The 26,394-nt window shown below is 42.0% G+C and carries 17 protein-coding genes, 2 tRNA genes and 2 pseudogenes; 9 read left to right on the top strand and 12 right to left on the bottom strand.

Annotated elements, in window-relative coordinates; genetic code table 11:
* Positions 1 to 96: 96 nt before the first annotated feature.
* Positions 97 to 345, top strand: a pseudogene (locus BLT07_RS21425) (protein-tyrosine-phosphatase); the annotation flags it as partial.
* A gap of 2 nt (positions 346 to 347) precedes the next feature.
* Positions 348 to 779, top strand: a pseudogene (locus BLT07_RS15465) (arsenic resistance protein); the annotation flags it as partial.
* 9 nt (positions 780 to 788) lie between these two features.
* Here BLT07_RS15465 and BLT07_RS15460 read toward each other — a convergent pair.
* A complete protein-coding gene (locus tag BLT07_RS15460; RefSeq protein ID WP_091870982.1) occupies positions 789 to 2,987 on the bottom strand; it encodes a TIR domain-containing protein in 2,199 nt (732 codons plus the stop codon).
* A gap of 378 nt (positions 2,988 to 3,365) precedes the next feature.
* Between BLT07_RS15460 and BLT07_RS21065 the strand changes: the two genes are divergently transcribed.
* Entirely contained in the window at positions 3,366 to 3,515 is a 150-nt protein-coding gene (locus tag BLT07_RS21065; protein WP_175455349.1) for a hypothetical protein, read from the top strand.
* Positions 3,516 to 4,230: 715 nt separating this feature from the next.
* Here the strand turns inward: BLT07_RS21065 and BLT07_RS15450 are convergent.
* From BLT07_RS15450 to BLT07_RS15430, 6 genes are all read right to left on the bottom strand, one after another.
* The gene (locus tag BLT07_RS15450; protein ID WP_091870974.1) at positions 4,231 to 4,944 is read right to left on the bottom strand and encodes a pirin family protein; all 714 of its coding nucleotides are present in this window, start codon (positions 4,942 to 4,944) and stop codon (positions 4,231 to 4,233) included.
* A gap of 65 nt (positions 4,945 to 5,009) precedes the next feature.
* Positions 5,010 to 5,168, bottom strand: a complete 159-nt coding sequence (locus BLT07_RS21060; protein ID WP_175455348.1) for a hypothetical protein — start codon at positions 5,166 to 5,168, stop codon at positions 5,010 to 5,012.
* A 52-nt stretch (positions 5,169 to 5,220) separates the two neighbouring features.
* Positions 5,221 to 7,257, bottom strand: coding sequence for a kojibiose hydrolase (locus tag BLT07_RS15445; protein WP_091870969.1), 2,037 nt, complete (start codon positions 7,255 to 7,257; stop codon positions 5,221 to 5,223).
* 120 nt (positions 7,258 to 7,377) lie between these two features.
* Positions 7,378 to 8,769, bottom strand: a complete 1,392-nt coding sequence (locus BLT07_RS15440; protein WP_091870966.1) for a glycoside hydrolase family 140 protein — start codon at positions 8,767 to 8,769, stop codon at positions 7,378 to 7,380.
* Positions 8,770 to 9,522: 753 nt separating this feature from the next.
* A complete protein-coding gene (locus tag BLT07_RS15435) occupies positions 9,523 to 9,711 on the bottom strand; it encodes a type II toxin-antitoxin system RelE family toxin (RefSeq protein ID WP_245726572.1) in 189 nt (62 codons plus the stop codon).
* A gap of 77 nt (positions 9,712 to 9,788) precedes the next feature.
* On the bottom strand, positions 9,789 to 10,040 hold the full coding sequence (locus tag BLT07_RS15430) for a hypothetical protein (protein ID WP_091871095.1): 252 nt from the start codon (positions 10,038 to 10,040) through the stop codon (positions 9,789 to 9,791).
* Between the two features lie 521 nt (positions 10,041 to 10,561).
* On the opposite strand from BLT07_RS15430, the gene BLT07_RS15425 reads away from it, so the two are divergent.
* The 3 genes from BLT07_RS15425 to BLT07_RS15415 all read left to right on the top strand — a co-directional run bounded on the left by BLT07_RS15425 (position 10,562) and on the right by BLT07_RS15415 (position 14,465).
* Positions 10,562 to 11,227 (top strand): D-lyxose/D-mannose family sugar isomerase, encoded by a 666-nt coding sequence (locus tag BLT07_RS15425; RefSeq protein WP_091870959.1) that lies wholly within the window; start codon positions 10,562 to 10,564, stop codon positions 11,225 to 11,227.
* Positions 11,228 to 11,276: 49 nt separating this feature from the next.
* Positions 11,277 to 13,226 (top strand): DUF4832 domain-containing protein, encoded by a 1,950-nt coding sequence (locus BLT07_RS15420; RefSeq protein ID WP_091870955.1) that lies wholly within the window; start codon positions 11,277 to 11,279, stop codon positions 13,224 to 13,226.
* Between the two features lie 186 nt (positions 13,227 to 13,412).
* Entirely contained in the window at positions 13,413 to 14,465 is a 1,053-nt protein-coding gene (locus tag BLT07_RS15415; RefSeq protein WP_091870950.1) for a hypothetical protein, read from the top strand.
* Between the two features lie 234 nt (positions 14,466 to 14,699).
* Here BLT07_RS15415 and BLT07_RS15410 read toward each other — a convergent pair.
* The 3 genes from BLT07_RS15410 to BLT07_RS15400 all read right to left on the bottom strand — a co-directional run bounded on the left by BLT07_RS15410 (position 14,700) and on the right by BLT07_RS15400 (position 17,111).
* Positions 14,700 to 14,774, bottom strand: a tRNA-Pro gene (locus tag BLT07_RS15410).
* 42 nt (positions 14,775 to 14,816) lie between these two features.
* Positions 14,817 to 14,904, bottom strand: a tRNA-Ser gene (locus BLT07_RS15405).
* A 158-nt stretch (positions 14,905 to 15,062) separates the two neighbouring features.
* Positions 15,063 to 17,111, bottom strand: coding sequence for an HD family phosphohydrolase (locus BLT07_RS15400; protein ID WP_091870945.1), 2,049 nt, complete (start codon positions 17,109 to 17,111; stop codon positions 15,063 to 15,065).
* A 355-nt stretch (positions 17,112 to 17,466) separates the two neighbouring features.
* On the opposite strand from BLT07_RS15400, the gene BLT07_RS15395 reads away from it, so the two are divergent.
* Together BLT07_RS15395 and BLT07_RS15390 are read left to right on the top strand one after the other, a co-directional pair.
* Entirely contained in the window at positions 17,467 to 18,648 is a 1,182-nt protein-coding gene (locus BLT07_RS15395; protein ID WP_091870940.1) for an acetyl-CoA C-acyltransferase, read from the top strand.
* 21 nt (positions 18,649 to 18,669) lie between these two features.
* Entirely contained in the window at positions 18,670 to 19,422 is a 753-nt protein-coding gene (locus BLT07_RS15390) for a C40 family peptidase (protein ID WP_091870936.1), read from the top strand.
* Between the two features lie 95 nt (positions 19,423 to 19,517).
* On the opposite strand, the gene BLT07_RS15385 is transcribed toward BLT07_RS15390, so the two are convergent.
* Both BLT07_RS15385 and gyrA read right to left on the bottom strand, forming a co-directional pair.
* Entirely contained in the window at positions 19,518 to 20,816 is a 1,299-nt protein-coding gene (locus BLT07_RS15385) for a tetratricopeptide repeat protein (protein WP_091870933.1), read from the bottom strand.
* 100 nt (positions 20,817 to 20,916) lie between these two features.
* Complete coding sequence (gene gyrA / locus BLT07_RS15380; RefSeq protein ID WP_091870927.1) at positions 20,917 to 23,469, bottom strand: DNA gyrase subunit A; 2,553 nt, start codon at positions 23,467 to 23,469, stop codon at positions 20,917 to 20,919.
* Positions 23,470 to 23,795: 326 nt separating this feature from the next.
* Between gyrA and BLT07_RS15375 the strand changes: the two genes are divergently transcribed.
* Positions 23,796 to 26,345, top strand: a complete 2,550-nt coding sequence (locus tag BLT07_RS15375; RefSeq protein WP_091870924.1) for an ATP-dependent Clp protease ATP-binding subunit — start codon at positions 23,796 to 23,798, stop codon at positions 26,343 to 26,345.
* Positions 26,346 to 26,394: the final 49 nt, after the last annotated feature.

Genomic DNA, 26,394 nt, shown 5'->3' with positions numbered 1-26,394 from the left:
ACGCTAGGTCGCATTCCAAAACCGGTCAGATAAAAGATCTGACCAATTTTGGAATGGAGAAAAAATGAACCGGACAGAGTTTAATTTACACACCCCCCGGTTATTGGCTTTTCTAAAAAACTGGATGACGATTTCAATCCAAAATCGGGCTTTGCGGCCATAATGACCTGTTCCCAAGCCGACAGTGGATGCCCTTTAATTGCGGGAGCGGAAAAACGTCTACCCATAACATTTGAAGACCCAAAAATATTTGACGGAACACCACAACAAGCCGAAAAATACAGGGAAAGAAGTCTGCAGATCGCGACCGACATGTTCTACGTTTTCTCTCAAATCAAATTTTGAAAATGACGAATAAAAAACTAGCTTTCCTAGATAGATACCTGACGTTATGGATTTTTATCGCAATGGGCCTGGGCGTTGGCATCGGCTATTTCTTGCCATCATTTCCAGAGATTGTCAACTCCTTTGGTAGGGGGAGTACAAACATTCCCATAGCCATCGGACTGATTGTGATGATGTACCCGCCCTTGGCAAAAGTGAATTACGCTCTCTTGCCAAAGGTTTTCCGAAACACCAAAATACTTTCCATATCCCTTATCCTTAATTGGATAATCGGGCCCGTTTTGATGTTCATTCTGGCCATTACATTTTTACGTGATTATCCCGATTATATGGTCGGGCTGATTTTGATTGGTCTGGCACGTTGTATTGCCATGGTACTCGTTTGGAACGACCTTGCCGAAGGCAGTAGTGAATACGGGGCAGGTCTGGTAGCATTCCCCCAGCTATCGCTTGAAATCTTGAATGGCCCGGACTCGAAATTTTCGATACGTACCTACGCTGTTGAAATGATACGAGGCATTACCATCACTGAATCTTAAAAGCCGAGCTTGATAATCATCAAATGGTGTTGCGCTCCAATATAATTCATCAGCAAATTCACCTCTATTATCTGCTCCCTGTCCAATATTGTTGTACATAAGTCGTAATTCATCCAAAGTTGGCAACCGCCATCCTTCGCCTAATTGCTCGTGAATAGTCATTGCGTCTTTCCATGTCATTGGACCTTCGTCATCCATAGAAGCGATTTTTCCCGTTTTATTCGATGGGTCAATGGCAAAAATAATACCGCCCTTATAAATATCTCCAACACCTAGTTTCAAAATAGCCGCTGCTTCCTGATTCTCCGGATTAGTTTTAGTATTGACACCAGCATCGGAAGCTACTTCTACATGCTCAATCTCCGATGGCGTAGTTGATTGTTTTTCAGAGTCTCCTGTAAATACGTAAATCAATATTCCAAAAATAACAAGGGCCGCGATTAAGAACTCAGGGCGAACTCTTCTTTTTTTCTCTGTGCTTATCTTCCGTTTCTCTTTTTTTAAAAATTGATTGATCGCTTTAGTATTTTTGACTTGATAATTTTTTAAAAAAAGACGGTTTTTTATAAAGAATCTTTTCAGCTCCTTAACTAGTTCCCCAAGTCTTTTTTCCTCTACTGCCACTTTGGCTTTCGCTTCATTAAAAATTTGATTGACTGCTGTGGCGCTTATCACGTGATACTTTTGAACTGCGGAGCGATTTTTTTTCATGACTCTTTTCAGCGCCGAAACTATTTCCTCCAGTCTTTTTTCCCGTTCCGCCTTTCTTTGGGATTTTGATATTTTGACGCGTCTTTTCTCCTCTAATACCATTCGAGCTTTTGCTTCTTCATTGCCCCGCATTTTTTCTTGAACCACTTTTTTGGCCTCGATCGTTTTTGCGGTTTTAAATTGATAGTTATATTCTGCAAGGCCATTTTTTTTCGTGACTTTTTTCTGTGCTGCAAGTATTTCCCCCGGTCCTTTTTCCCGTTCCGTCTCTCGTTGTAATTGTGTTATTTCGCCGCGCCTTTTCTCCTCTAATACCATTTGGGCTTTTGCTTCTTCATTGCCCCGCCTTTCTTCTTGAACTACTCTTTTGGCCTCGACTACTTTTGCGGTTTTAAATTGATAATTATATCTTGATAAGCCATTTTTTTTCGTGACTTTTTTCTGTACTGCAACAATTTCCTCCCGTCTTTTTTCCCGTTCCGTCTCTCGTTGTAATTGTGTTATTTCGCCGCGCCTTTTCTCCTCTGCTGCCATTTGGGCTTTTGCTTCTTCATTGCCCCGAATTTCTTCTTGAACTACTCTTTTGACCTCAATCCCTTCTTCAATTTTTTTACCTTTTTTCGCTTTTTCTTTAAGGCTTTTCTCCTTTTCAATTCTTTTTTGAATTTCGGCTTTCTGCCTTAGCCTTTTCTCCTTCCTAATGACTTCTTTGGCTTCAGTGGCTTCAGCCTCTTCGCTAAATGTACTATTCTCTTCGACTCTTATTTTTGTTTCAGTTTCTTTTTTAACTTTTCTCTCCTTCTCTTCGTTGTTGTTGACTTCTGCTTCTTCGAAAAAATCAATCACAATTTGCTCTTCTTTCTTTGTATTCAGTATTTTCTTCCCTCCTCTTTTTGCGGATTCTTCTAGATCCCTCTTTTTGGTCGATGAAGCAAGTAAACCCCTAACATAATAGGCGACTTGCGTAAAAGTTTTGTCTGTTGGGTTCCAATCGTCTATTTGCTTCTCATCTTTGTGAAAGACCAGTAGTTCACTAAAATTAAAATTATAGTCGTTGAAGGTAAATTCAACGTTCCATGGGCAATCATCGAGAACTAAGGGTATAATGATAGCCTTGCCCTCTTTATAGCGGTCTACGACCATTTTAAATTCATCTTGCTTGATAAATTCAGAATACATAAAAGTATTGCTCAGTAAAAACAGGAATACATCCGCATGGTTTAATCGTGATACATTTCGTGGTGTCCATGGTTGCCCTCTATTAATGACATCGTCACTCCAAATAGCAATATTGAAATCCTTTTCAAGAGGTTTTAAGTGAAGTAAAAGTGACGGTAACACATCTTTATCTTCGTTGGCATAAATCGCAAAGATATTTTTTGTTGAATTCATTTAAAAAGTAATTGTAAGTAAAATCTTGGTATAAATTAAAGTTAAAAACTACTTAAAGTTTTTAGTTTGAGAAATTCTCTTCTTCCCCTGAAAAATAGGGAATTATATTAGTATAAGTGGTATTAGTAATGAATTTTTTTTCGTTTTGAACAGGTATATCAATTGCAACGTAAATACTCATTTTTTGAAGGCATTGGTCAACAGAAATTTTTGCTTTTTCGGCACAGCTATTTTCTGATTGTTATTGGCACTCCTCTTGCTCGATACAATAAGAGACCGTCTACGAAAAAGGATTAGAAAAAGGGAGTTTAATAAACGCAATCATATCGAGGGCAATTTCGGTAAGACCAAGCAGGATTACGGACCGAACAATATCCAGTGGCAGGCAATTCTTCAGTCGATAACCAGGCCGATAGAAAGACAAAGTGGGAGGGCGATATCGGATTTGATGCTAAAATGACCCTGTCAACCTCTCTAAATATGGATTTTACCGTAAATCCTGATTATTCCCAGGTAAACGCAGATTAACAAGTAACGAACCTCATCGTTTTGAACTCCTTTTCCCCGAAAGAAGACAATTCCTTCTTGAAAACACTCCTTTGTTCGCTAACCTTGAAACACAGGATATCCAACCTTTTTTTTCAAGACGACTGGGGCTCAATGTACCCGTATTTGCGGGTGGGAGGTTAAGTGGGAAACTAGGTGACGACTGGCGAATCGGAGTTATGGATATGCAAACGGGATTACGGGATTATAGGCCTTCTACCAATTTTGCAGCTGCCGTATTGCAGAGACAAGTTTTTAGCAGGTCAAATATTTTGGCATTTCTTGTCAACAAATCGGCTACAGGAACTTATAACGACTCATTGGACTCATTGTATTCTGAGTATAACAAAAACGCTGTCGCTGGATTGGAATATAATGTGGCAAGTTTGCTCCTTTCCTAATACCGGACGCGATTCAGCCTTATCGATCTTTGCCCGTCTTTCTCTATTATCATAACCTCTTGAATCGAAATTTTCCGTTGTTAGGGCATGGCCCGATTGGGACAATGCGCTCATACCCGCCCCCAATACCAGATCTTTCTTTAAAAAATCACGTCTCCTTTAACTCATCTCATTACATTTATTCATAATTCAGGAAAATACAACTGCGAATTTCTAGGAACAACCAAGTCGTCAATATGTCCTGAAGCATCATTCCGTAAACTTATAAAATGTAAGTTTGTCCACTGGCTGAGATATCAATTGGCCATGGGTACTTCCATTATTAGCACCTTGGTGCCCGCTTCCACCAGGAGGTCGATTTTTTCGGCTTTTTCAACTGAAAGGCCATCCCTCTTGCCAAGAGATTCTCCATTGACGTTGCAACTGCCTTCTAAAAGAAAAAGGTACACCCCATGATCCGAATCTTTTAGCGTATAGGAAAGTTCCGTCTTGGCATCGAAACTTCCCAAATTGAACCAGGCATCCTGATTGATCCATACCCCATCATCGTTTTTATCCGGGGAAACGATTTGGTGGAACCTATTGGTCATATCCGCGTCGTTCAAGGTAATCTGATCATACCGAGGTTCAACGTTCGCCTTATTGGGTACGACCCAGATTTGAAGGAATTTTACCTTGTTTACCTTACTGTGGTTGTATTCACTATGCTTTACTCCGGTGCCCGCACTCATGATCTGAATGTCGCCGTTGCGGATGACAGTGGTGTTCCCTATATCGTCCTTATGCTCCAAATCTCCCTCTAAGGGAATGGAAATAATTTCCATATTACTGTGACCGTGCGTTCCAAAGCCCATCCCTGCGGATACCTCGTCGTCGTTCAATACCCTTAGCGTTCCGAAGCCCATACGTTTCGGGTCGTAGTAATTCGCAAAACTAAAGGAGTGGTAACTATTGAGCCAACCGTGGTTGGCATGCCCTCTGGAGTCGGCCTTGTACAATGTCGTTTTCATAACTGTTCTTTATTTAAAAATTATCCTTCGGATATCCTGCGATATTCATTCCCTTCAATACCCATTCATTGCGTTCGGGATGGCGTTTGATTTACATGGCCACGAACGGGCACATCGAGATAAGCGTACGATTTCTCGATTTGATATCCTCCAGCTATCCGCAGCTCTCGCATCGGGCATTTCGGGTTCTTTTTTACCGGAAAATCGGACAACAGTAACCACATATGATGCCAATAGATATGTCCTGGGTTTTTTTGTCAAATTCGAGTATGGGCCTCAATCTATCCGAAACGTTTGCTTATCCGGGCCAACACCTTTTATGGTCAATGATTTCCATTCCTTGGGAAGTATCGGATTTTTCTGAACGATTCCCCCATCAGAAAAATCAAGACCGGCGAAACCAAAAAGAACGGTCTGTAACATGCCGCCTGCGCCAGTAGCGAAATAGGAGAAATTGCTGGTCGCAACTTCGGAAAGCGCACCAAAAGGGGGTTGCTGGTTCGGCACATAACTCTCCTTGAACAGGCGATACGCATTAGCTGCATCCCCTTGTCTGGCATAAAGCACCGCAAAGATAGATTTACCCATTGCCGGCCCTTCTTTAGAAAGTTTGGGTTCATAGTATTGCAGGTCCCTTAGGATGGCCTCTTCCTCATTTACAATGGACAGTGGGTAAGACAATAGATTCACATCGGCCTGTTTTATAATCTCACCATTATAATCGTCATGCTCTTTTGTAACGCCGTCGGCAAAACGGAGTATTTTTAAATTATCCGCGACATCCTTCCATTCTGGATTGGGGTCATTTCCCAACTCCTCCGCAGCTTTTATGGCATAATTGAGCGCGGTAATCGCCGCACCGTTTGTAAAGGCATTGTCATTTACGTTTGGTGCAAACTCATTGGCACCGACCACATTGTTGATGGAGTAGCTCCCATCTGCATTTCCAGTCACCCGACTTACCCAAAAATCCGCGATTTCGGAAATCGTCTTATATCCTTTTTCCTTAAGCCAGTTTTTGTCCTTCGTTACGCGATAATAGTTCCAGAAGGCGATAGCGATATCTGCGGTTATATGATGTTCGAACGGTCCGGTAAGCGCGAACGGCGGTGTAGCCTCTTCGCCTGTATCATCACTTTCCCATGGGAACATGGCGCCGTCATAACCGTAATTGATAGCACGTTGTTGCGCCTGTGGCAATCTATCCGAGCGATAGTTGACCAGCGAACGGGCGATATCCTGATTGAACAACACTAAAGGCGGAAACATCCACAGCTCAGCATCCCAAAAAATATGTCCGTTATACGGTGTTTGTAACGAAAGGCCCATCGGAGCGATACTCAAGTCGGAATCGCCGCGGCCAAACGCATATAAATGATAGAGTGCCAAACGCACATCTTGCTGTGACGTCAGATCTCCCTCGATTTCGATATCGCCTTCCCATAACTCGGACCATAATTTTTTATGTTGCTTTAACAACACCTCCCTGCTGTTCAACAAATTATAGATGACCATCCGTTCGGATTCGGATTTTGGATCCGAAAAATCCTTACTGGTGCATTGTGCGCCTGTCCAAGCAAATTCTAAAACCTCATTTTTTCCTATTTCTTTATTGAAGAAAAGCGCGTTTTCGTAATCGCCCATAACTATGTGTTTTAATTCTGGTCTTTGATCTTCCCTTGACGAGTTAATGGCATGCCAAATGAATGTGGCTGACGTACTCACCAAATGTTTTCCGAAAGGACTCATTGCCTTTGATTGCAAAATAGGCATTGTGGTTTCCACATCTTTTAAAACTTGATAGGTATTGGTCGGTTTTTGATATTCCTTTGGTGTGATAATTTTACCGGCGACTCTCAAGTCCAAAGCTTTCTCGGCCGCTACTTTTACATCGATGTATCCTGTATATTGAAGATTGCGTAGCGCGTAAATCGTACAGGAAATTGTTGCCTTATTCTTAAACCTAAAAGAGGTCGTAAAAGAAGCTTCATGCATATGCATGGTCTGTTTCCAATCACTGATATTGTTTTCTGTTATTTTTTCACCATCTATATACATATCAAGATTGCCGAAATTCATTCCGTGCAAAATCTGGCTTACCTTCAGGTTTGGATCCACGTCATAAACATTATTAAGCACGACGTGTTGAATTTCCAAAGGCTTTTTTGAGGTAAGCATTCCAATCCGTCCATTTGAAATGGCAATACCCGTATAATCTGTATGGTCATTGACCTCAAGATTCCATTCGTCGTTTTGCGCTGTTAAAATGGTGCTTGATAGTACAAGGACTAATAAAATGATTAGTTTTTTCATTCTATACGTATTGGTTGTGCCTAGAATGTAAAGATATACATATGGATGGCCAAAAACACTTTAAAATCATTTGCTCTTGGAAGCACATTGAAATCTATAGGATAACCTAAAGTTTTAGGTTTACTGGTTTTTAAATTTACCAGGTGGTTGGAGTGTTCCATCCGATGTATCAACGACCAATACCCAGTCATTTCCCTTTCCAGAGGATGGAGGATGAATGGAAACCTCTGTATTTTTTTGGAAAGGATGTCCTTTAAAGGAATTTCCAGTGCGCGGGTCGAACCACCAAGAAGTGAATGAATTTCCCTTTAAATTCGATATGGAGATTTTTCGCTCATGCCCTGTTGGAAAGTAGACCATGGCAAAAGATCCCTCATTATCTCTTGTTGCAATTACATAATTTTCATCATCTTCCTGTTTATCGAGCACTATTGAATTATCTGGAACCCTATTGAGGAACGGTCGTGATAAAAAAAGGTTTTTAAGATGTTTGACCTGATTGGCCATTGGCAAATCTAAAGCCTGTTGCCATGGTCGCAATGGTCCATTGATTCCTTCTTCATCCAGCGTGTACATTTGCCAAACATCATGACATCCATAAGTTTGACCGAAGGCTCCTGCAAAAACGTTCCAGTACATGATTCTTCGTATATCATCTGCAACGCTATAGCCCAGCTCTTTGGCGTTAAAACAATTCGGGTGGTCTTCATATAAAGGTTCACCATCCAATACCGGCTTAACTATTTTCAATTCATAATCGCTTTTTATTAGTTGGTAGGTAGGTTGATTGGCACAATGGCCGGTCTGATGCATGTTGAAATCAAGCCAGGGTTGTTCATGAAACCATTGTGAAGACCCGCCATTTTTGTCCGGCTGAGGATGAAAAGTCATCAGCGTATATTTGTATCCTCCGGCCGCTTCGGCTATACCTTCTGCCATTTCATTCCAGATGGCCACGTCGTCGGTTCCATTTCTAGGGTTTCTATCGCCGCCGATTACCCAAATGATATTATCTTTATCCTTGTAACGGCTTCCTATCCATTTTCCAAAAGTCTTCGAGTTTTTCATAGTGAATACTTCCGGACCGGTTCCCCAGCTGTTCTTGAAGACCTTATCGCCCCAAGTGGGCAAAAGTGCAATGTACATACCTAGACTTTCTGCTTTGTCGATGACGTAATCAATATGTCGGAAATATTCCGAATTGGGCTTGGCGGGATTGTTATCTATCAATGGAACCTGTCCATATCGATTGGGTTCATTCAGTCCATTTAGCTCAGCGAGAGCAACTGCCTGAATAACATTGAAGCCTTGTGATTTTCTTTTGGCCAGATACATATCAACTTCTTCACGGGTACATCTATGAAAGAGTTCCCACGCGGTATCCGCCATCCAGAAAAACGGTTCGTTGTTTTCTGTAACGAGAAACCGACCGTTTTCAGATACTTTTAAATTTTGCGAGGAGCAAAAAATCGAAACACCGAAAGTCAATAAAATAAGAAAAGATGCACGCATAGTAGAACATTTTTTCTAAAGTAATTCTATCTCTTGAAAGTCAAAAATTGTTTTAAAGAAAAATAATTCAAATTTTTGGGCCTTACAACTTTACCAAGTAAAGTTAATAATCAGTTTGTTTAAAGAAAGTAATGAATTTGAAACTGGAGTCTTATTAAAACGAACGCGGCTGTTGCGGAACTCCCATAAATATCAATTTTTGTTTAAAGTGCACCATTTACGGTGTTTTAATGTATTCTCGTTGATTGGGCTTTTAAGGGACACAATAAACTGCTCTAAAATGAACTAGCTCGTCAGTATCCAACTTATTCCAAGAAACATTAAAAATTATCCTTGAAAGTTCTCGTCAGAGCTCCCCGAGAATCCAAATGTTAAAGTCCTTTGTTAGTGGATTTTGAATAGGATAGCATATAAATAAGATACCTAATAGGACACGTTCGATATGAAATTTGATGCGTTTGGGACGGTTTTGTAGTAAAGTTCCTAAATACAAAAACCCTGATAATGAATTAATTATCAGGGTTTAAATGTTGATAAAATGTTAAAGTCGGGGTGGCAGAGTTAGAACCCTATCCACATTCATTTGATAACCAATCTGTTACAATATATTTTCTAAAACAGGACACTTGATAGGACACGTATCCCGGCGTTTTGATGCTTTCGTCCAGTAAATATAGAAAAGGAATATCAAATGAATTTAAAGGAGTGTAAATTTTATTCATTCCATCCTTTATTTGCACTTTCAATAGAATATTACTTTGGGAAAACTTTATATATATCATTGCGTTTTAGAAGCCTTGCTAATTCAACACAATCGTTTTCTTTATACAGTCCTATTCTATAATCACCAATTCTTATCCGGTAAGCGATGGAGTAGCCTTTCATTTTTTTTGCCCCAGCAATTTCTTCTAAACTTTTGGCAGCTTCAATTTTAAGAATCAATTTCCTGATCTTTGATTTTAGCCGATTATCCTTGACCTTCTTAATATCACTAAGAAAACTCTTTAGGAATATGACTTTCATTCGCCTAAGGCATTCATTACTTCTTCTCTACTGACAGTTTCAGTCCTATCAACTTGTTGCATTAGTAAAAGAAGTCCTAAATCTTCTTTTTGTTCATCTGAAAGAGCATTCAACCGTTCTTTCTCTTTTTGTTCCACAAAAAAAGATATTGCTTTTTCCATAAGAGCCTTCACACTCATATTCTCAAATGCCGATAAGATTTTAAGTTTAGTCAAAATTGTTTCGTCAATGTCTATGTTTTTTTTCATGATCATCATTTTATAAAACAAAAATACTTAAAATATATTATATATCTAATATACTTTTTATATAATTAAAATCTAATATTTTGACAAGTACTAAATGACTTAGATGTGCATCGTTTGTTTGAACTTTGATACTGATTAAGTGAGTATCCCCCAAAAAATAGTATATTTTTTATGACCAAATAAGTTCTAGGTCTAAAAGGTAAACTTCTCGTCCGAGTTCCCCGAGATTCCAAATGTTAAAGACCTTTGTTCATAGACCTTTGAATTATAACATCAAAAAAAGTTCAATGAACACTAAAATTTTAAACTATAGGAAGTAAAAATTAAGTAAAAGATTAAGTTTACCAAGGATTTATGACACTGAACAGTCCCATATATCAGCCAAAATATTGTACAATCCCAAAGGCTAGTTATTTTCATTTGATAAATTAGAGGATAACATAGGATACTGCCGGAATTTAAATGTTTAACATAGACGGAAATGAACAAGTGTCCATTTTACTCTATAACGAGACTTTATTATGAAACGATCTGAAATAAATAGACTTCAAATGGAAGCGGTTGATTTTTTTCAAAAACATCATTTTTATTTACCAAAGTGGGCATTTTGGTCAAAAGAAACCTGGCAGACCAAAAGTGATTTAGCCTCAGAAATAGTTGATAAAAAGCTTGGATGGGACATTACGGATTTTGGCCTTGGAAATTTTGAAAAATACGGACTACTTCTTTTTACAATACGAAATGGAATATTTGGCAGGGAAAATACTAAACCCTATGCTGAAAAAATTATGATCGTCCGCGAAGCGCAAGTAACGCCATGGCATTTTCATTGGGTCAAAACGGAAGATATTATCAATCGCGGAGGCGGAAATTTAATAATTGAATTAAGTAATGCAACAGTAGATGAGCAGTTGGCTAACTCACCAGTTCATGTCCAAATTGATGGAATTACCCATATCTTAAATCGAAATGAGAAAGTAATACTGGAGCCGGGTGAAAGCATCTGTCTTCCACCTTATTTGTATCATACATTTTACGGAGAATCTGAAACTGTTTTAGTAGGTGAGGTGTCAAGTGTGAATGATGATAATCAGGATAATAGGTTTCTGGAAAACCTTGGTCGTTTTCCAAAAATTGAGGAGGATAAGCCATTATTATATTCTTTATGTAACGAGTATCCAAATTGATTTTAATCTATGTATAACAATCTTAATTAGATAAAATGGAGGTCAGGTTATGAAAAAAGTATTTAGAGCGAATAACATCATGATAATTGTTGGCTTGGCGTTGACAGCCTTGTTGTTTTTCAGATGTTCGGATAATAGAAAACTAGGCCCCCTTGTGTTACAGGCGCTTGATTATACAGAGAATCCCATTGATATTCCGAATCCGGACAGAGGTGCCTATCGCGGCCGTTGGCAGAATATATCGCCGAATTCGGTGAACGAGAACAATTCGCCTTTTGGTATAACGCCTGAAGTAGATCACCGGGTTCCAGTTGACATAAATTCTGTGCTATATCATGGAAGACAGGTACCGCCTGTGGAAGGTGATGATATCGAAGAAACTGAATTTTATAATGGTGTTAATCAAAACGTTAACCCATACCTTGGCGGTACCGAGATATCTGCCCTTCCTTCCATATCCTTTATGTGTTTTGATTTGTGCAACTTTTCTTCGAACGCCTTCCTATCGGCGAAAGATGCCTTTGGTTACAAGGATGATGGCTTGTTTTCAGATTCTGAGACCGGAGCCACAAGAACAGGAAAAACCCAACCTTTAACACCGTTTGCACTTGATTATATGAGAGGCCTCCTTCAGAAGGTGAGAGATGGAAACGGTGTGGCCTTTGTGAAATTTTCGTATGACGGCAACGGGTTCAATTATATTGAATCCCATAAGTATCCCAACCTAAATCTCACCCAAGGACTCATACATGGACCTGAACCAACATTCGTTACGGATAATAATCCATCGGCCATGTGTAATATACCCGGTCATGAGGACAAAAACTGGATTCAATATCATATTTGGCAGCTTAAACCTATTTTTGAAGAATACGAAGACGTTATCATGTCTGTTAAAACTGGCATGCTAGGTCCATGGGGCGAACAACACTCATCGCCAGAAGCTCAAAGTGTGGATGCTTACAAGATGCTTTTGGATGCATATCTGGACGCTGTTCCCGCTTCGCGTGCACTTTTAACACATGCGGGCGGTTTTCTGGCATGGTATAACGAAACATATGGGACCGCCTACACCTTTACTACTATAGACACCATGCCGATTCCGCCAAACGGCTCGCCAGAAGGGCGTTTTGGTTTTTTCAACGATAGTTATGCAGCTGGTAGCTGGGGTGATAATGGATCGATTTCCGAAGGGAATCCCATGATCGAAAGCAGATACGGTAGTAGTGCATATGATCGTTACAAAGTTGTTAAATGGTTCAATAAACAAAACCAAATTCTACAAGGTGAAGGAGGAATCGGCGATAATGTTTTCGGCAATATGCCAGGCGCTATTATGGAAGCCAATCAACTCAGGACAACTGCTTTGAACATGAGACATGGCAGATATAACCAATGGAACGATTTTATCTATAACGAAGCAAACGTTACTAAGCCGGTCCAATTCCCAGCCAACGAAGAAGAGTTAAACGGAAGGGCCTTTACCGGAGAAATAAAAAAGGCAATCTTTGACCCGGTATATGACGGGAGGACGGGACTAGAATATTTTCGCGACAGACTGGGTTACCGGTTAGTATTGCGTGAGGCCAATGTAAGTGAATTTGTAATGCAGAATGGGGGTACTCTAAGGTTCGAAGGGAAAATCCAAAATGTGGGCTTTGGGAATGTAGTAAACGAGAAAAAAGTGTCTGTTATTCTGAAGTCCAAAGATGGTTCTAACTCCTACGTGGCAGCTACGAACCTGGACGCAAGGGAATGGCTGACTGATGAAAACGGAAACGGCAGACCAGACAATACTTCTGCATGGCGTGATTTGAACTTCTCGATTAAGGTGGACGCATTTGGTGAGGTGCCTCGTGGTGACTATGATATTTTCTTGAAGATCAACGATCCTAAAGAAACTAGCACTAACAAACGTTGTATACAGTTTGCGAATCACAAAATTTGGAATACTTCCCTTGGTGCAAACTTAATTGGGTCAACTACAGTTACCCAATAGATTAAATCGGCAAGGACGTATATTTTTATTGAAGGTTGGATAATGAAAAAAGTGGTTAGAATAATGCAAATTCTGAGTGGTCTTTAGAATCTTGGACAAGGTGTTGGAAAAAGTTAAAATGAGAATCCAAAAATAGACTCCATAAAGAATGGTGTAAAATTTAACTTATAAATAAAGGTAGAACCTATGATAATCAGAATTTTAGTGTTGTCCGCGATTTTTATGCACATCGCTATTGGCCAGAAAAAGAAAAAGCAAGAATTTGCTAATAAAAATACTAATACCACTTTGCGGATGCAAAGTGAGGAGAGGGTTACCTGGAATCCAGAGCGCGAAGAAATGGAGTTTAATCTGTCAGAGTTGTCAGGATTGATAAATTTTAGTAAAAGCCACCACTTTAGCGAGGTGCGACATACACCTTCGAACTTGCTGATTAGTCCTGATGGAAGCGGAATGGAACATGTAGGTTTATTGAACTTTTTTCGTGTGTTGATTAGTGGCGGGTATTTGACCGAGCTCAGGGCAGAAAAGCCGCTCGTAAAACCGGAGAAAGATGGAGTCACCCTAACTTGGTTACCTACTATTAGACGTCAGGCAAATGTGACCATCAGGTTTACTTTCCGCGAACCGAACATTATTGATATGGATATGTCAGTGGAGACTCTCACCAATTATCCCGGCTTCGAGATTCTGCTGTCGGCCTACTTAGCACCCGGCTTTGTATCAGGAGCTTATGTCGCCAAAGAAGAGTTTGGACCTGTGGTGCCAGAACAGATTCGCATTATCGACCAACCTATGATTCACGGCATATGGCCATTCTTTCCCCGGGATGAAGCCGCGGCTAACTTGCTCACCGATGGACGACACCAAAAAGGCCGTTGGTACTGGCGGATGGCAGTCGGACGACGCTACGGCCTGCCCATGGCATTTTTCAATAAAGGTGACGTCGATGTTCTCGTAATGGGACGCCCGGAAGATGTGTACGCCGTCGGAGCTACCTACAAAGGAAATCCAGAATCCGACGACATTGCCGCACACCGCAGTCTCTATCTTTCCTTGTTTGGTGAAGATCTCGTTGCTGGAGAAGGGAGGCGAACACAAATGCGAATGATCATCGGAAAATTTGGAAGCGACCCTAATAAACATGCTGCCCTTTATGAAGCATTTCTGATTGATGTAAAGTTAAAGCCTCGCTTTCACGAAAGCACCCCTCAATATGAAGACGACACCATCAAATGATTTAGTGGACTTCTAAGGGTTCTGTCGCATCCAAGCTAACAAAAACTAAACATTTACATTTGTCAGCAAAAAAAGAAATTTTCAAAGGCCATTGTTTTCCCAAATCAATCATATAGGACACGTTCGATATGAAATTCGATGCGTTTGGGACGGTTTTGTAGTAAATTTCATAAAAACAAAAACCCTGACAATCAATTGATTGTCAGGGTTAATATGTTAACAAAATGTTAAAAGTCGGGGTGGCAGGATTCGAACCTGCGACCTCCTGCTCCCAAAGCAGGCGCGATAACCGGGCTACGCTACACCCCGAATCGGTTATGAAATTCAATACTGCTCTCTCGCAGAATCTAGCGGAGAGACAGGGATTCGAACCCTGGGTACCCTTTTGGGGTACGACGATTTAGCAAACCGTTCCTTTCGGCCACTCAGGCACCTCTCCTAAATTTTTAATGAACATTGCCCGAAAGCGGTTGCAAATGTACATTTTTACAATACTATAAAGCAACTATTTTTTTGATTTTTTTTGTCGAAATTTAGTCGATACTATCCATTGGATTACATTACATTCTCAACGAACGGGGAATCTTGTAATAGCTATCATTCAGGATATTCTATTCGTAAATGATAAATATTTGTCAGTTTTTGTTTCAGTATTTTCTTTATCTGCTCGATTTCCTTGAAAGTGATGTTTGCGTTTATAAACTGATCGGCCGCCATTTGACCAGCAATTATTTTGTCTACGAACTCGTCGATAATCAAAAAGGTCGGGTTCTTTAAACTTTTGGATGCGGCCTCGACAGAATCGGACATCATCAAAATGGCAGTTTCCTTGGAAAAAGGTAAGGGTCCTGGATACCTAAACTCACTTTTATGGACATCATCTTCTAAATCTTGCTGTTTTTTAAAAAAATAATAGACCAAAGTAGTACCATGATGCGTCCGTATGAAATCGATTACCCGGTCGGGTAAATTATTCTTTCGGGCCATTTCTATACCGTCAATTACATGATCTATAATAATTCTTGCGCTATCCTTCGGTAATAATTCATCATGCGGATTAACGTTGGTAATCTGATTTTCGGTGAAATAGCTCGGGTGCAGCATCTTTCCAATATCGTGGTACAGGGCTCCTACCCTAACGAGCATGGCATTGGCCCCGATTTCATTGGCTGCCGCTTCTGCGAGATTGGCGACCTGAAGGCTATGATGAAAGGTGCCCGGTGCCTTATTCGAGAGTTCCTTCAACAATTTGGAGTTCGTATCCGACAATTCCAATAAGGATACATCGGAGACCAACCCAAAGACTTTCTCGTAGACATAGATCAGGGGCTGTACGAACAGAGTAATCATGCCGGTCAATAAAAACAGGCTCAAAGTAAACCACATAATATTGTTGAGATTACCCTCGTGTATGAGATGAAAGGCGAGATATCCTATCACGTAGATTAAGGTAATCTGCCCTACGGTTATAAAAAGATTGGCTCTTTTATAAAGTTCGGATACCGTCAATATGGTGACGATACCGGCGATTATCTGTAGAAAAATGTATTCAAAACTATTGGGCACCACAAAACCTAATATCAATACCGTAAGTACATGCACCAAAAGTCCCAATCGGGCATCGAAAAATGTTTTCAGTATTAAGGGCAGGATGCATAAAGGAACTGCGAATACGTAGTTTTCTTCGTATTTAACCACTAAGGTGGTGATAAATACCATCAAAAGAATATTGAAAAATATAAAGGTTACCTTGGTATTGTGATCAAAAATATCTGGTCGGTATTTATGGAGAAATAAAAACAGCATCAATAACACCAGTGCCACGAGTACTGTATATCCGAAAAGAATGTAATAGTAGTTGTGCGCTGCCCATAGTTCGGATTCGTATTCTGCTTTGAGTGAATTTAATATTTTTAGGTTTTCGGCCTCCACCACTTCACCCTTGGCGACAATCAACTTTCCTTCGTCGACGGAACCCCTAGTGGTAGAAATATTCGAAAGTTCATCTTGCAGGCCTTTTTCCGAAACATTCTGGTCATAGGACACGTTGGGCCTAACTATGTTAAAAAACAGCTGTTGATAGCTCTCCTCGAAGTCCGTCAGCTTATTTTTATTTAAAATGGTCTTTACTACAGTTTCCAAATTTTGGATGCGGACGAGATCTTTGAACTGAATCGGGCTAGCCTCGTTGTTCCTGACCAGATAGATTTTTTTGCGGGACTGCTTGCCGTTCGTCTTTTCTAAAATCCCGTTTAAATAGAGACTGTCCAAAATTTCATTCCCCGCCTTTTCAAGAGCCCTTAATCCATTGGCGCTATATTTTGGCGTTGGAAAAGCAACGGGGAATTCCTTTTCAAAATTGGCGTAGACCCCTTTCTTGATGGAATCGTTATAACGGAAATACACGATGCTGTTCCGTTGTACCGAATCTTGCTCTCGGGAAAGCTCTTCACTATTTTTTATTAAAGAAAAATCGAAGGGGGCGTACAGGTTTTCATACTGCCAAGGCTTCCCTTTTTGAAATTCATATTTAAACTTTCCGCCTTTTGGAAAGAAGAAAACGATGCAGGCGACCGAGACCACATATAAGAAGTATTTATATACGAGGGATTGATTTCTAAAAATCCGGTCCAAAATTTTCTGCATGGAAACGATATCTGCATCAAAAATAGAAAATATACTCGTGCCATTTAGAAATTCCGGGATTTTGGCAAATTTGTTTTTTTCTTTGACAATGCAATATTCTCAAACTTAGCCGTAGTTATGGCTGAAAATTTTAACGCCACAAAAGGGAAACGAAAGAGACAAAAACCGTGATTTCTAAGCACAAGGAATTTACACTCCTGCTATATCAGCTTGACCTGCGAAGCGTTTTGCGTACCTACGGATATAATTCAGACCAAATGGGTAATCTTAGTTGAGCCTGGTACCGACATCCCGAATAACACATTAATTTCCTAATTTTGAATTTGCTAATTTTACGGACAGAATCCGAGAACGTATGAATGAAGTGGTAATAGTTTCGGTGGCACGTACACCGATAGGAAGTTTTATGGGATCGTTATCTACCATTCCCGCCCCAAAATTAGGCGCAATCGCGATTAAGGGGGCTTTGGAGAAAATTAATTTGAATCCCGATTTGGTAGACGAAGTGCTTATGGGAAACGTGGTACAAGCGGGTACGGGCCAAGCTCCGGCGCGCCAGGCTGCTCTTTTTGCGGGACTTCCCAATTCGGTGCCGTGTACTACGATCAATAAGGTATGTGCTTCGGGTATGAAAGCCGTGACGCAGGCCGCACAGGCTATAGCTTTGGGGGATATTTCGATTGCTGTTGCCGGAGGAATGGAAAACATGAGCCTTATTCCCCACTACATATATCTGCGCAACGGGCAAAAATTCGGCCCGGCTACCTTGATAGATGGTATGCAAAAGGATGGCCTTGTTGACGTTTACGATCAAAATGCCATGGGTGTTTGTGCCGATGCCTGTGCTTCCGAACACCAGTTCAGCAGGAAAGATCAGGACAATTACGCCATTCAATCCTATAAAAGATCGGCGGAAGCCTGGAAAAACGGAAAGTTCGACAATGAGGTCGTTCCCGTTGAAGTACCCCAGCGCCGCGGAGAGCCCGTAGTGGTTTCCGAAGACGAGGAATTTAAAAACGTAAAAATCGATAAAATCCCTGATTTGCGACCTGCATTCTCAAAAGACGGCACCGTGACCGCTGCCAATGCATCCACCATAAACGACGGGGCGGCCGCCCTTGTGCTTATGAGCGCTGAAAAGGCTAAAGAATTAAATCTCGAGCCTTTGGCAACGATCCGAGGCTATGCCGATGCCGCGCAAGAGCCCAAATGGTTTACCACCGCACCGGCAAAGGCTTTGCCAAAGGCGATTGCCAAAGCAGGACTGCAAATTAAGGACATTGATTTTTTCGAATTCAACGAAGCTTTTGCCGTAGTAGGACTGGCCAATATGAAATTACTGGGACTTACGGACAAAAATGTCAACGTGAACGGAGGTGCCGTTTCCCTAGGCCATCCCTTGGGCTGTTCCGGCGCCCGAATTTTGATTACACTGCTCGGGGTACTACAACAGAACAATGCCAAGATAGGGGCGGCGGCCATCTGTAATGGCGGTGGCGGGGCTTCCGCAATAATCATAGAAAGACATAACAAGTAGATACGTCAGTAAGCCTCGCCCATGCAATTTGGTATTTGTCCCCTAAGTATAGTTTCCGTCCGATCAAGTGCCGACGACACTTCTGAAATGGTTTCGCAAGTTTTGTACGGGGAACATTTTAAAGTTTTGGAATGCCGTAAATTTTGGAGCAAAATCCGTATCGCTTTTGACGGTTGTGAGGGATGGATGAGCAACCATCAAATTAAATTTATAGAACAGGATATTTTCAATACCCTTGAAAAAGCAAAAAATCCTCTTTACAGCAACGACCTCGTTTCCTTCGTAGAAACCGAAGAGTCCATTCTACTCCCCATTCTATTGGGATCCTCGTCGCAAAACGCTTCCTTATTGTCGCATAAGTTTGACGGAAACCATCTCCCTAGAAATAGCAAAAAGGCGAATCTTGTGCAAACCGCACTACTCTTTTTGAACGCCCCTTATCTCTGGGGCGGCAAGACCCCATTCGGTATCGACGCCTCAGGTTTTACCCAGATGGTCTATAAAATTAACGGATGCCGACTTCTAAGAAAGGTTCAGGAACAATCGGAACAGGGCAGTCCGCTTAGTTTTATCGAGGAAAGTGAAGCAGGCGATCTGGTGTTTTTTGATAATAACGAAGGGGAAATCCATCACGTGGGTCTTATTATGGATAATAACTATGTTATTCATGTTGATGGAAAAGTTCGTATCGACCGTTTGGATCATACCGGAATCTTCAATGCAGAAGATGGTAAATATACGTACCAGTTACGGGTAATCAAGAAACTAATTTAATGGACATAAGACAAAAAACACCGAATTGCATAAAAAAATTCCTGAGATTGTACAATCTCAGGAATTTTTTATACCGAACGATACAGCGAAGCGAGTTATTGGCCTTCGTTGGTGTCTTCGGATTGGCCTCCTGCATCCTCCAATAATTTTTTCAGGCGCATAAAGTTGTCGTTATCCCCCATGGCACCGTAAATATTTTTGAGCTGTGTAAGAATGCCTTGGTTCCCGGGATTCGTTTTTAAGGCGTCTTCTAAAACGGTGGCACCTTCCATGAACAAATCGTCTTTTTGCTGCTTTAATTCATCATATTTCGCAATGTCGGCCTTTGAATTGCCCAAAGCGTTCATGTCGTCGATCAAGGCGTTGCCTTCGTTCACATAAGTTGTAGAAAGGTTCAACTGAGCATTGGTATAGCCTGGATCGATTTCCAACGTTTTCTTGTAAGACTCGCGGGCAGCCTCCAAATTGCCTTGCTCCATATTGATAACTCCGATATTATATTGCAGGTCGGGATTATCGGGTGCCATTGCTGTAGCTTCCGCCATGAGTTCTTTAAACTTTTCCTTATCGTCCATTTTATAATATAAGTTGGCTTCGTTAAGAATAAGGTTGACATCTTCGGGATTGCTCTCCCTTGCGGTTTTATATGCTTCCAAAGCTTTATCGTCCTGACCCAATTGCGTGTATATCAACGCGGTATTTTTAACAATTTCCGCTTTTTTTGAAGGAGCTTTTTCATCTTGTGGGTCTTTATAGGTACCCGATTTGACCATAAGGTCGCGTTGGGTCTTGTCCATTTCCTCTACCTCACCGGTCTCAACGTTGGTCGCCTTATATATTGTTCCGCTACCATCGTAACCTACTTCCTGTAGTTCTTCATAAAATTTCAATGCCTGCTCATAATGACCTCCGTTTACGGCACTACTTGCTGCATAATAAAGATAAGAGGTGTCCTGGGGACTTATCTTATAGCTGGTATAGAGCTTATCGGCAGCTTCCTTGAACTTTTTGTTCCCATTGTCCTCAACGGCTGAATTCACTAAGTCCGCTGTCATAGCCTGTAAATGTTGCTTAGCCTCGTCGCTAAATTTGGCCTTTCCACTCTTCTCCTCAATTGTGCTTACCTTTTGCAACGAGGTGAGGGCTTCGTCAAAGGCACTATTGTCCCCGTCTTTAGCTAATTTAGCATAGGTTTTGCCCTTTATCAGGTAATATTCGGCCTGATCTTTAGCGTCTTCCCCGGCTATCGCCCCTTCAACGCTTTGCAAGAGATTTTTTGCTTCCGCTGCATTGCCGTCTTCAAGTGCTTTTTCAGCGTTTTTCATTTCTTTTTTCTGCGCAAATCCGACTATGGAAAAACACAGCATTGCAAATATTAAAAATCTAGTTTTCATTTTCGTATAGATTTAATTAGTGATTAATTTGGAGGTAACAAAATTCTCCGATTCTGGTCGCAAAATACAATTTTTATGGAAATACCATAATGGTATTGCACTATTCTTTGACCTCATCGGTAGCATCCGTATCAAGGTCCGTGCCATTAGTATCGGGAGCTACCTCATCGGGACTCACCTCGATATCCTTTATATCGGAATCTTCAAGCTCATCTTCGTCCTTCATGACCTTGGCAACGGCAGCAATGGAATCATTGTCCTTTAAGTTGATCAACCGCACGCCTTGCGTGGCCCGGCCCATGACTCGAAGATCTTCGACACCCATCCGGATGGCGATTCCCGATTTGTTGATAATCATCAGGTCATCGGAATCGGAAACGTTCTTGATGGCGACCAATCCGCCGGTCTTTTTGGTGATGGAAATTGTCTTAACACCCTTACCGCCCCTGTTGGTGATGCGATAATCGTCAATGCTCGATCGCTTACCGTATCCGTTTTCGGAAACTACGAGAATATCCTCTTCAAAATCGTGTACGGAGACCATGCCGATGACCTCATCTTTATCGTTCGCCAGGCGGATGCCTCTTACCCCGGATGCATTTCTTCCCATCGGTCGGGTCTTGCCCTCCTCAAAACGTATGGCCTTGCCCGATTTGAGTCCGAGAAATATCTGGCTGGTACCTGTTGTCAATTTTGCCTCTAAAAGCTCATCCTCATCACGTATCCCAATGGCATTGATACCATTTTGGCGTGGCCGTGAATATTGTTCCAAAGAAGTCTTTTTCACCACACCCATTTTGGTTGCCATGATGACATAATGACTGTTCACGTATTCTTCGTCCTTCAGATCTTGGGTACAGATAAAGGCCTTAACGTTATCGTCCTGTTCGATATTGATCAGGTTCTGTATTGCCCTTCCTTTAGATGTTCGGCTGCCTTCTGGAATCTCGTAGACCCGCATCCAGAAGCACTTGCCTTTTTGGGTAAAGAACAGCATGTATTGGTGGTTGGTACCCACGAACAGGTACTCCAAGAAATCCTCGTTTCGTGTAGAGGATGCTTTTTGGCCTACCCCGCCCCTATTCTGTGTCTTGTATTCCGACAGCGGTGTTCTTTTAATGTAGCCTGCATGTGAAATGGTGATGACGACCTGCTCGTCGGGAATCATATCCTCGATACTGAGGTCTCCACCGGCCAAGTTGATCTCGGATCGACGTTCGTCGCCATATTTTTCCTTGATCTCCAAGAGCTCGTCCTTGATGATCTGCATTCTTCGCTCTTTTTTGTCGAGAATGTCCTTCAGATCGGCTATGGTCAATATAATCTCGTCAAATTCGGCCCGCAGTTTATCCTGTTCCAGCCCGGTCAGCTGACGTAGGCGCATCTCAACAATGGCCTTGGCCTGAATTTCACTCAGCTTGAAGCGCTCCACCAGTTTTTCCCGAGCCTCATCGGCGTTTGAAGAAGCCCTGATGATGGCGATAACCTCGTCAATATTGTCCGAGGCAATGATAAGGCCTTCTAAGATATGCGCCCTATCCTCGGCTTTTTTAAGTTCGTATTTCGTACGGCGAACGACCACCTCATGCCGATGTTCGACAAAGTAATGGATCATTTCCTTTACGTTCAGCAACTGCGGCCGGCCGTTGACCAAGGCAATATTGTTGACGCTAAAAGAAGATTGTAATGCGGTATACTTATATAAGGTGTTGAGCACAATGTTCGGAATGGCATCACGTTTCAATATATAAACGATGCGCATACCATTTCTGTCCGATTCGTCACGAATGGTAGAAATACCTTCGATTTTTTTCTCGTTGACCAGGTCCGCCGTCTTTTTGATCATATCGGCCTTGTTGACCTGATAGGGAATTTCGGTCACGATGATACACTCCTTTCCCTGTACTTCTTCAATATTGGCCTTGGCCCTGATCTTGACCCGGCCGCGACCGGTATGAAAGGCCTCTTTCACGCCGCCATACCCATAAATGGTACCGCCTGTCGGAAAATCAGGTGCTTTGATGTGTGTAATAAGTTCGTCGATCTCGATATCATTGTTCTCGATATATGCAACAGTGCCGTCGATCACTTCGGATAGGTTATGGGGTGGCATGTTCGTTGCCATACCCACCGCAATACCTGACGCCCCGTTAATCAATAGATTGGGCACTCGGGCCGGTAGTACGGTCGGCTCTTCCAAAGAATCGTCGAAGTTAAGCTGGTGGTCGACCGTATCCTTGTCGATATCGGCCAGCATCTCATCTGCTATTTTACGCATTCGAGCTTCGGTGTACCTCATTGCGGCGGGACTATCGCCATCTACGGAACCGAAATTTCCTTGGCCGTCTACCAACATATATCGCAAACTCCACTCCTGCGCCATTCGCACCATCGAATCGTAGACCGAGGTATCGCCATGAGGATGATATTTACCTAATACCTCCCCTACGATACGGGCCGATTTTTTGTGGGCACTCGACGAGCGAACCCCCAATTCATGCATCCCGTACAAAACTCTTCGGTGTACCGGTTTTAAGCCATCCCTGACATCGGGCAGGGCACGTGACACAATGACCGACATCGAATAGTCGATGTAGGCCGATTTCATTTCATCATCGATATTGATCGGGATCAATTTTTCACCTTCCGCCATGTTTACTTCCTAAATATTTGGTTAAATAATCCTTCTTTGAAAAACACGCCAATATACGCAAAATCACGGCCTTCAAAGCAGTTTTCATCCACATTAATGAACAATTTATCAACACTATTTGAGAATAACTTCCTTGGCGTTTAAATTACTGAACTACCTAGCGTTTCAATGGTTTTTTTGACATTTCGAGCCCCTTTGGCTAATAATAGGAACACTATTTGCGTTAGATTGGTAGAGTTTTATTAATTTTATACGCATACCAAAGGATTTCCGAGAAGTTTGGGGATGTATTTGGAAGACGTAATACTGACGAAAGGATACTATTTATGGATGATAATTTCTCACCAAGAGTAAAGGATGTAATTGCATATAGCAAAGAGGAAGCACTACGTCTCGGACACGATTTTATAGGAACCGAGCATTTAATGCTGGGCCTCTTGCGGGATGGTAACGGGAAGGCTATCAGTATTTTGGATGCCTTAGAGGTCGATTTGGACCATTTGCGAAGAAAAGTGGAAATCCTCAGTCCTTCCAACCCCAACCCCAATACCATTCAAAAGGATAAAAAGAACCTGCACCTGACCCGGCAGGCAGAACGTGCGTTAAAAACCACTTTTTTAGAGGCCAAACTTTTTCAGAGCTCTTCGATAAACACCGCCCATCTACTGCTTTGTATTTTGCGCAACGAGAACGACCCCACGACCAAATTACTGCACAAATTGAAAGTGGACTATGATGGCGTCAAAGAACAATTCAAATTTATGATCACAAGCGACGACAATATAATCGATTCGCCTACTGCGGAATCCTTTCCCAGTGATAGCGACGACAACGACGGCAAAGAAGGAGCTTTTGGTTCTACTACGGGCCAAAAAGGAAATAAGAAATCCAAGACCCCCGTACTTGACAACTTCGGGCGCGACCTCACCCAAATGGCCGAAGAAAACCGTTTGGATCCGGTCGTAGGAAGGGAGAAGGAAATCGAACGCGTTTCCCAGATTCTGAGCAGGAGAAAAAAGAACAATCCGTTATTGATCGGGGAACCCGGTGTGGGCAAAAGTGCCATCGCCGAAGGTCTCGCATTGCGGATCATCAATAAAAAAGTATCCCGCATTCTGTACAATAAAAGGGTGGTCACTTTGGATCTGGCATCCTTGGTAGCCGGTACGAAATACCGGGGCCAGTTCGAGGAGCGGATGAAAGCCGTGATGAACGAATTGGAAAAGAACAACGATGTTATCCTATTTATTGACGAAATCCATACCATTGTCGGTGCAGGGGGCGCCACGGGAAGCCTTGATGCCTCCAATATGTTCAAACCGGCCTTGGCACGGGGCGAAATCCAATGTATCGGGGCAACTACCTTAGATGAATACCGACAGTATATCGAAAAGGACGGTGCCTTGGAACGTCGTTTTCAAAAAGTGATCGTAGAGCCTACCACGGTAGAGGAAACCATTGAAATCCTCCAAAATATCAAACAAAAATACGAAGACCACCATAATGTCCAATATACCGACGAGGCCATCATTGCCTGCGTTAAATTGACGAACCGGTATATGACCGACCGTTTTCTTCCTGACAAGGCCATCGATGCCCTTGACGAAGCCGGTTCGCGCGTACATATCGTAAATATGGATGTACCCAAACAGATCTTGGAACTGGAGAAAAAGCTGGAAGACGTTCGGGAGCTGAAAAACTCCGTGGTCAAAAAACAGAAGTACGAAGAGGCCGCCAAATTGCGGGACGATGAAAAGAGGTTGGAAAAAGACCTTGCTTTGGCACAAGAACAATGGGAAGAGGACAGCAAGCAGCATAAAGAGACCGTTAGCGAAGACAACGTCGCCGATGTGGTTTCGATGATGAGCGGTATACCCGTAAACCGTATCGCACAGGCCGAGAGCAATAAGCTGGCTGAACTTCCTAAGCTCATTAAAGCTAATGTTATCGGTCAAGACGAAGCGGTAGCGAAGGTTGCGAAAGCTATTCAGCGAAATCGCGCGGGACTTAAAGATCCCAATAAACCTATTGGGTCTTTTATATTTTTAGGACAGACCGGTGTCGGTAAGACCCAATTGGCGAAAGTATTGGCCAAAGAACTCTTTGATTCCGAAGATGCGCTCATACGTATCGATATGAGCGAATACATGGAAAAATTTGCCATTTCGCGATTGGTCGGTGCACCTCCGGGATACGTAGGTTACGAAGAAGGAGGTCAATTGACCGAAAAAGTGCGGCGCAAACCGTATTCCGTCATATTGCTAGACGAGGTCGAAAAAGCGCATCCCGACGTATTCAACATGCTTTTACAGGTACTTGACGACGGCTATCTGACCGATAGTTTGGGAAGAAAAATAGATTTCCGAAACTCCATCATCATTATGACCTCGAACATCGGGGCCCGCAAATTGAAGGATTTTGGACAAGGTGTCGGTTTCGGTACCTCGGCGATGAAAGCACAAGAAGATACCCATCAGAAGAGTGTCATCGAGGGCGCACTTAAAAAGGCTTTCGCCCCAGAGTTTTTGAACCGTATAGACGACGTTGTGGTATTCAATCCCCTCGAACGGGAAGATATCCATAAAATCATCGATATCGAGCTCCGTAAACTTTTTGCAAGGATCAAGGATATCGGTTACGATTTGAAGCTAAGCGACAAGGCCAAAGATTACATCGCCGAAAAAGGCTTTGACAAGCAGTATGGTGCGAGACCGCTAAAACGGGCCATCCAGAAATATATCGAAGATGCGCTGGCCGAGGAAATCGTAAATTCCAAACTCCAGGAAGGCGATACCATCAACATGGACCTTGACGAGAAAAGTGAGGAGCTTACCATTGAGATTAAAAAGGCGGAGGAATCCTCTAAAACGGAGTAGGTAATAGCAAAATACGCAAGTTTTAGAGAAAAAAGTTACTGTTTCCAAA

The organism is Pricia antarctica, assembly GCF_900101815.1.
GTDB lineage: Bacteria > Bacteroidota > Bacteroidia > Flavobacteriales > Flavobacteriaceae > Pricia > Pricia antarctica.
Note: the sequence above shows the minus strand (reverse complement) of the source record. Positions and strands in the feature narration are given on the sequence as shown.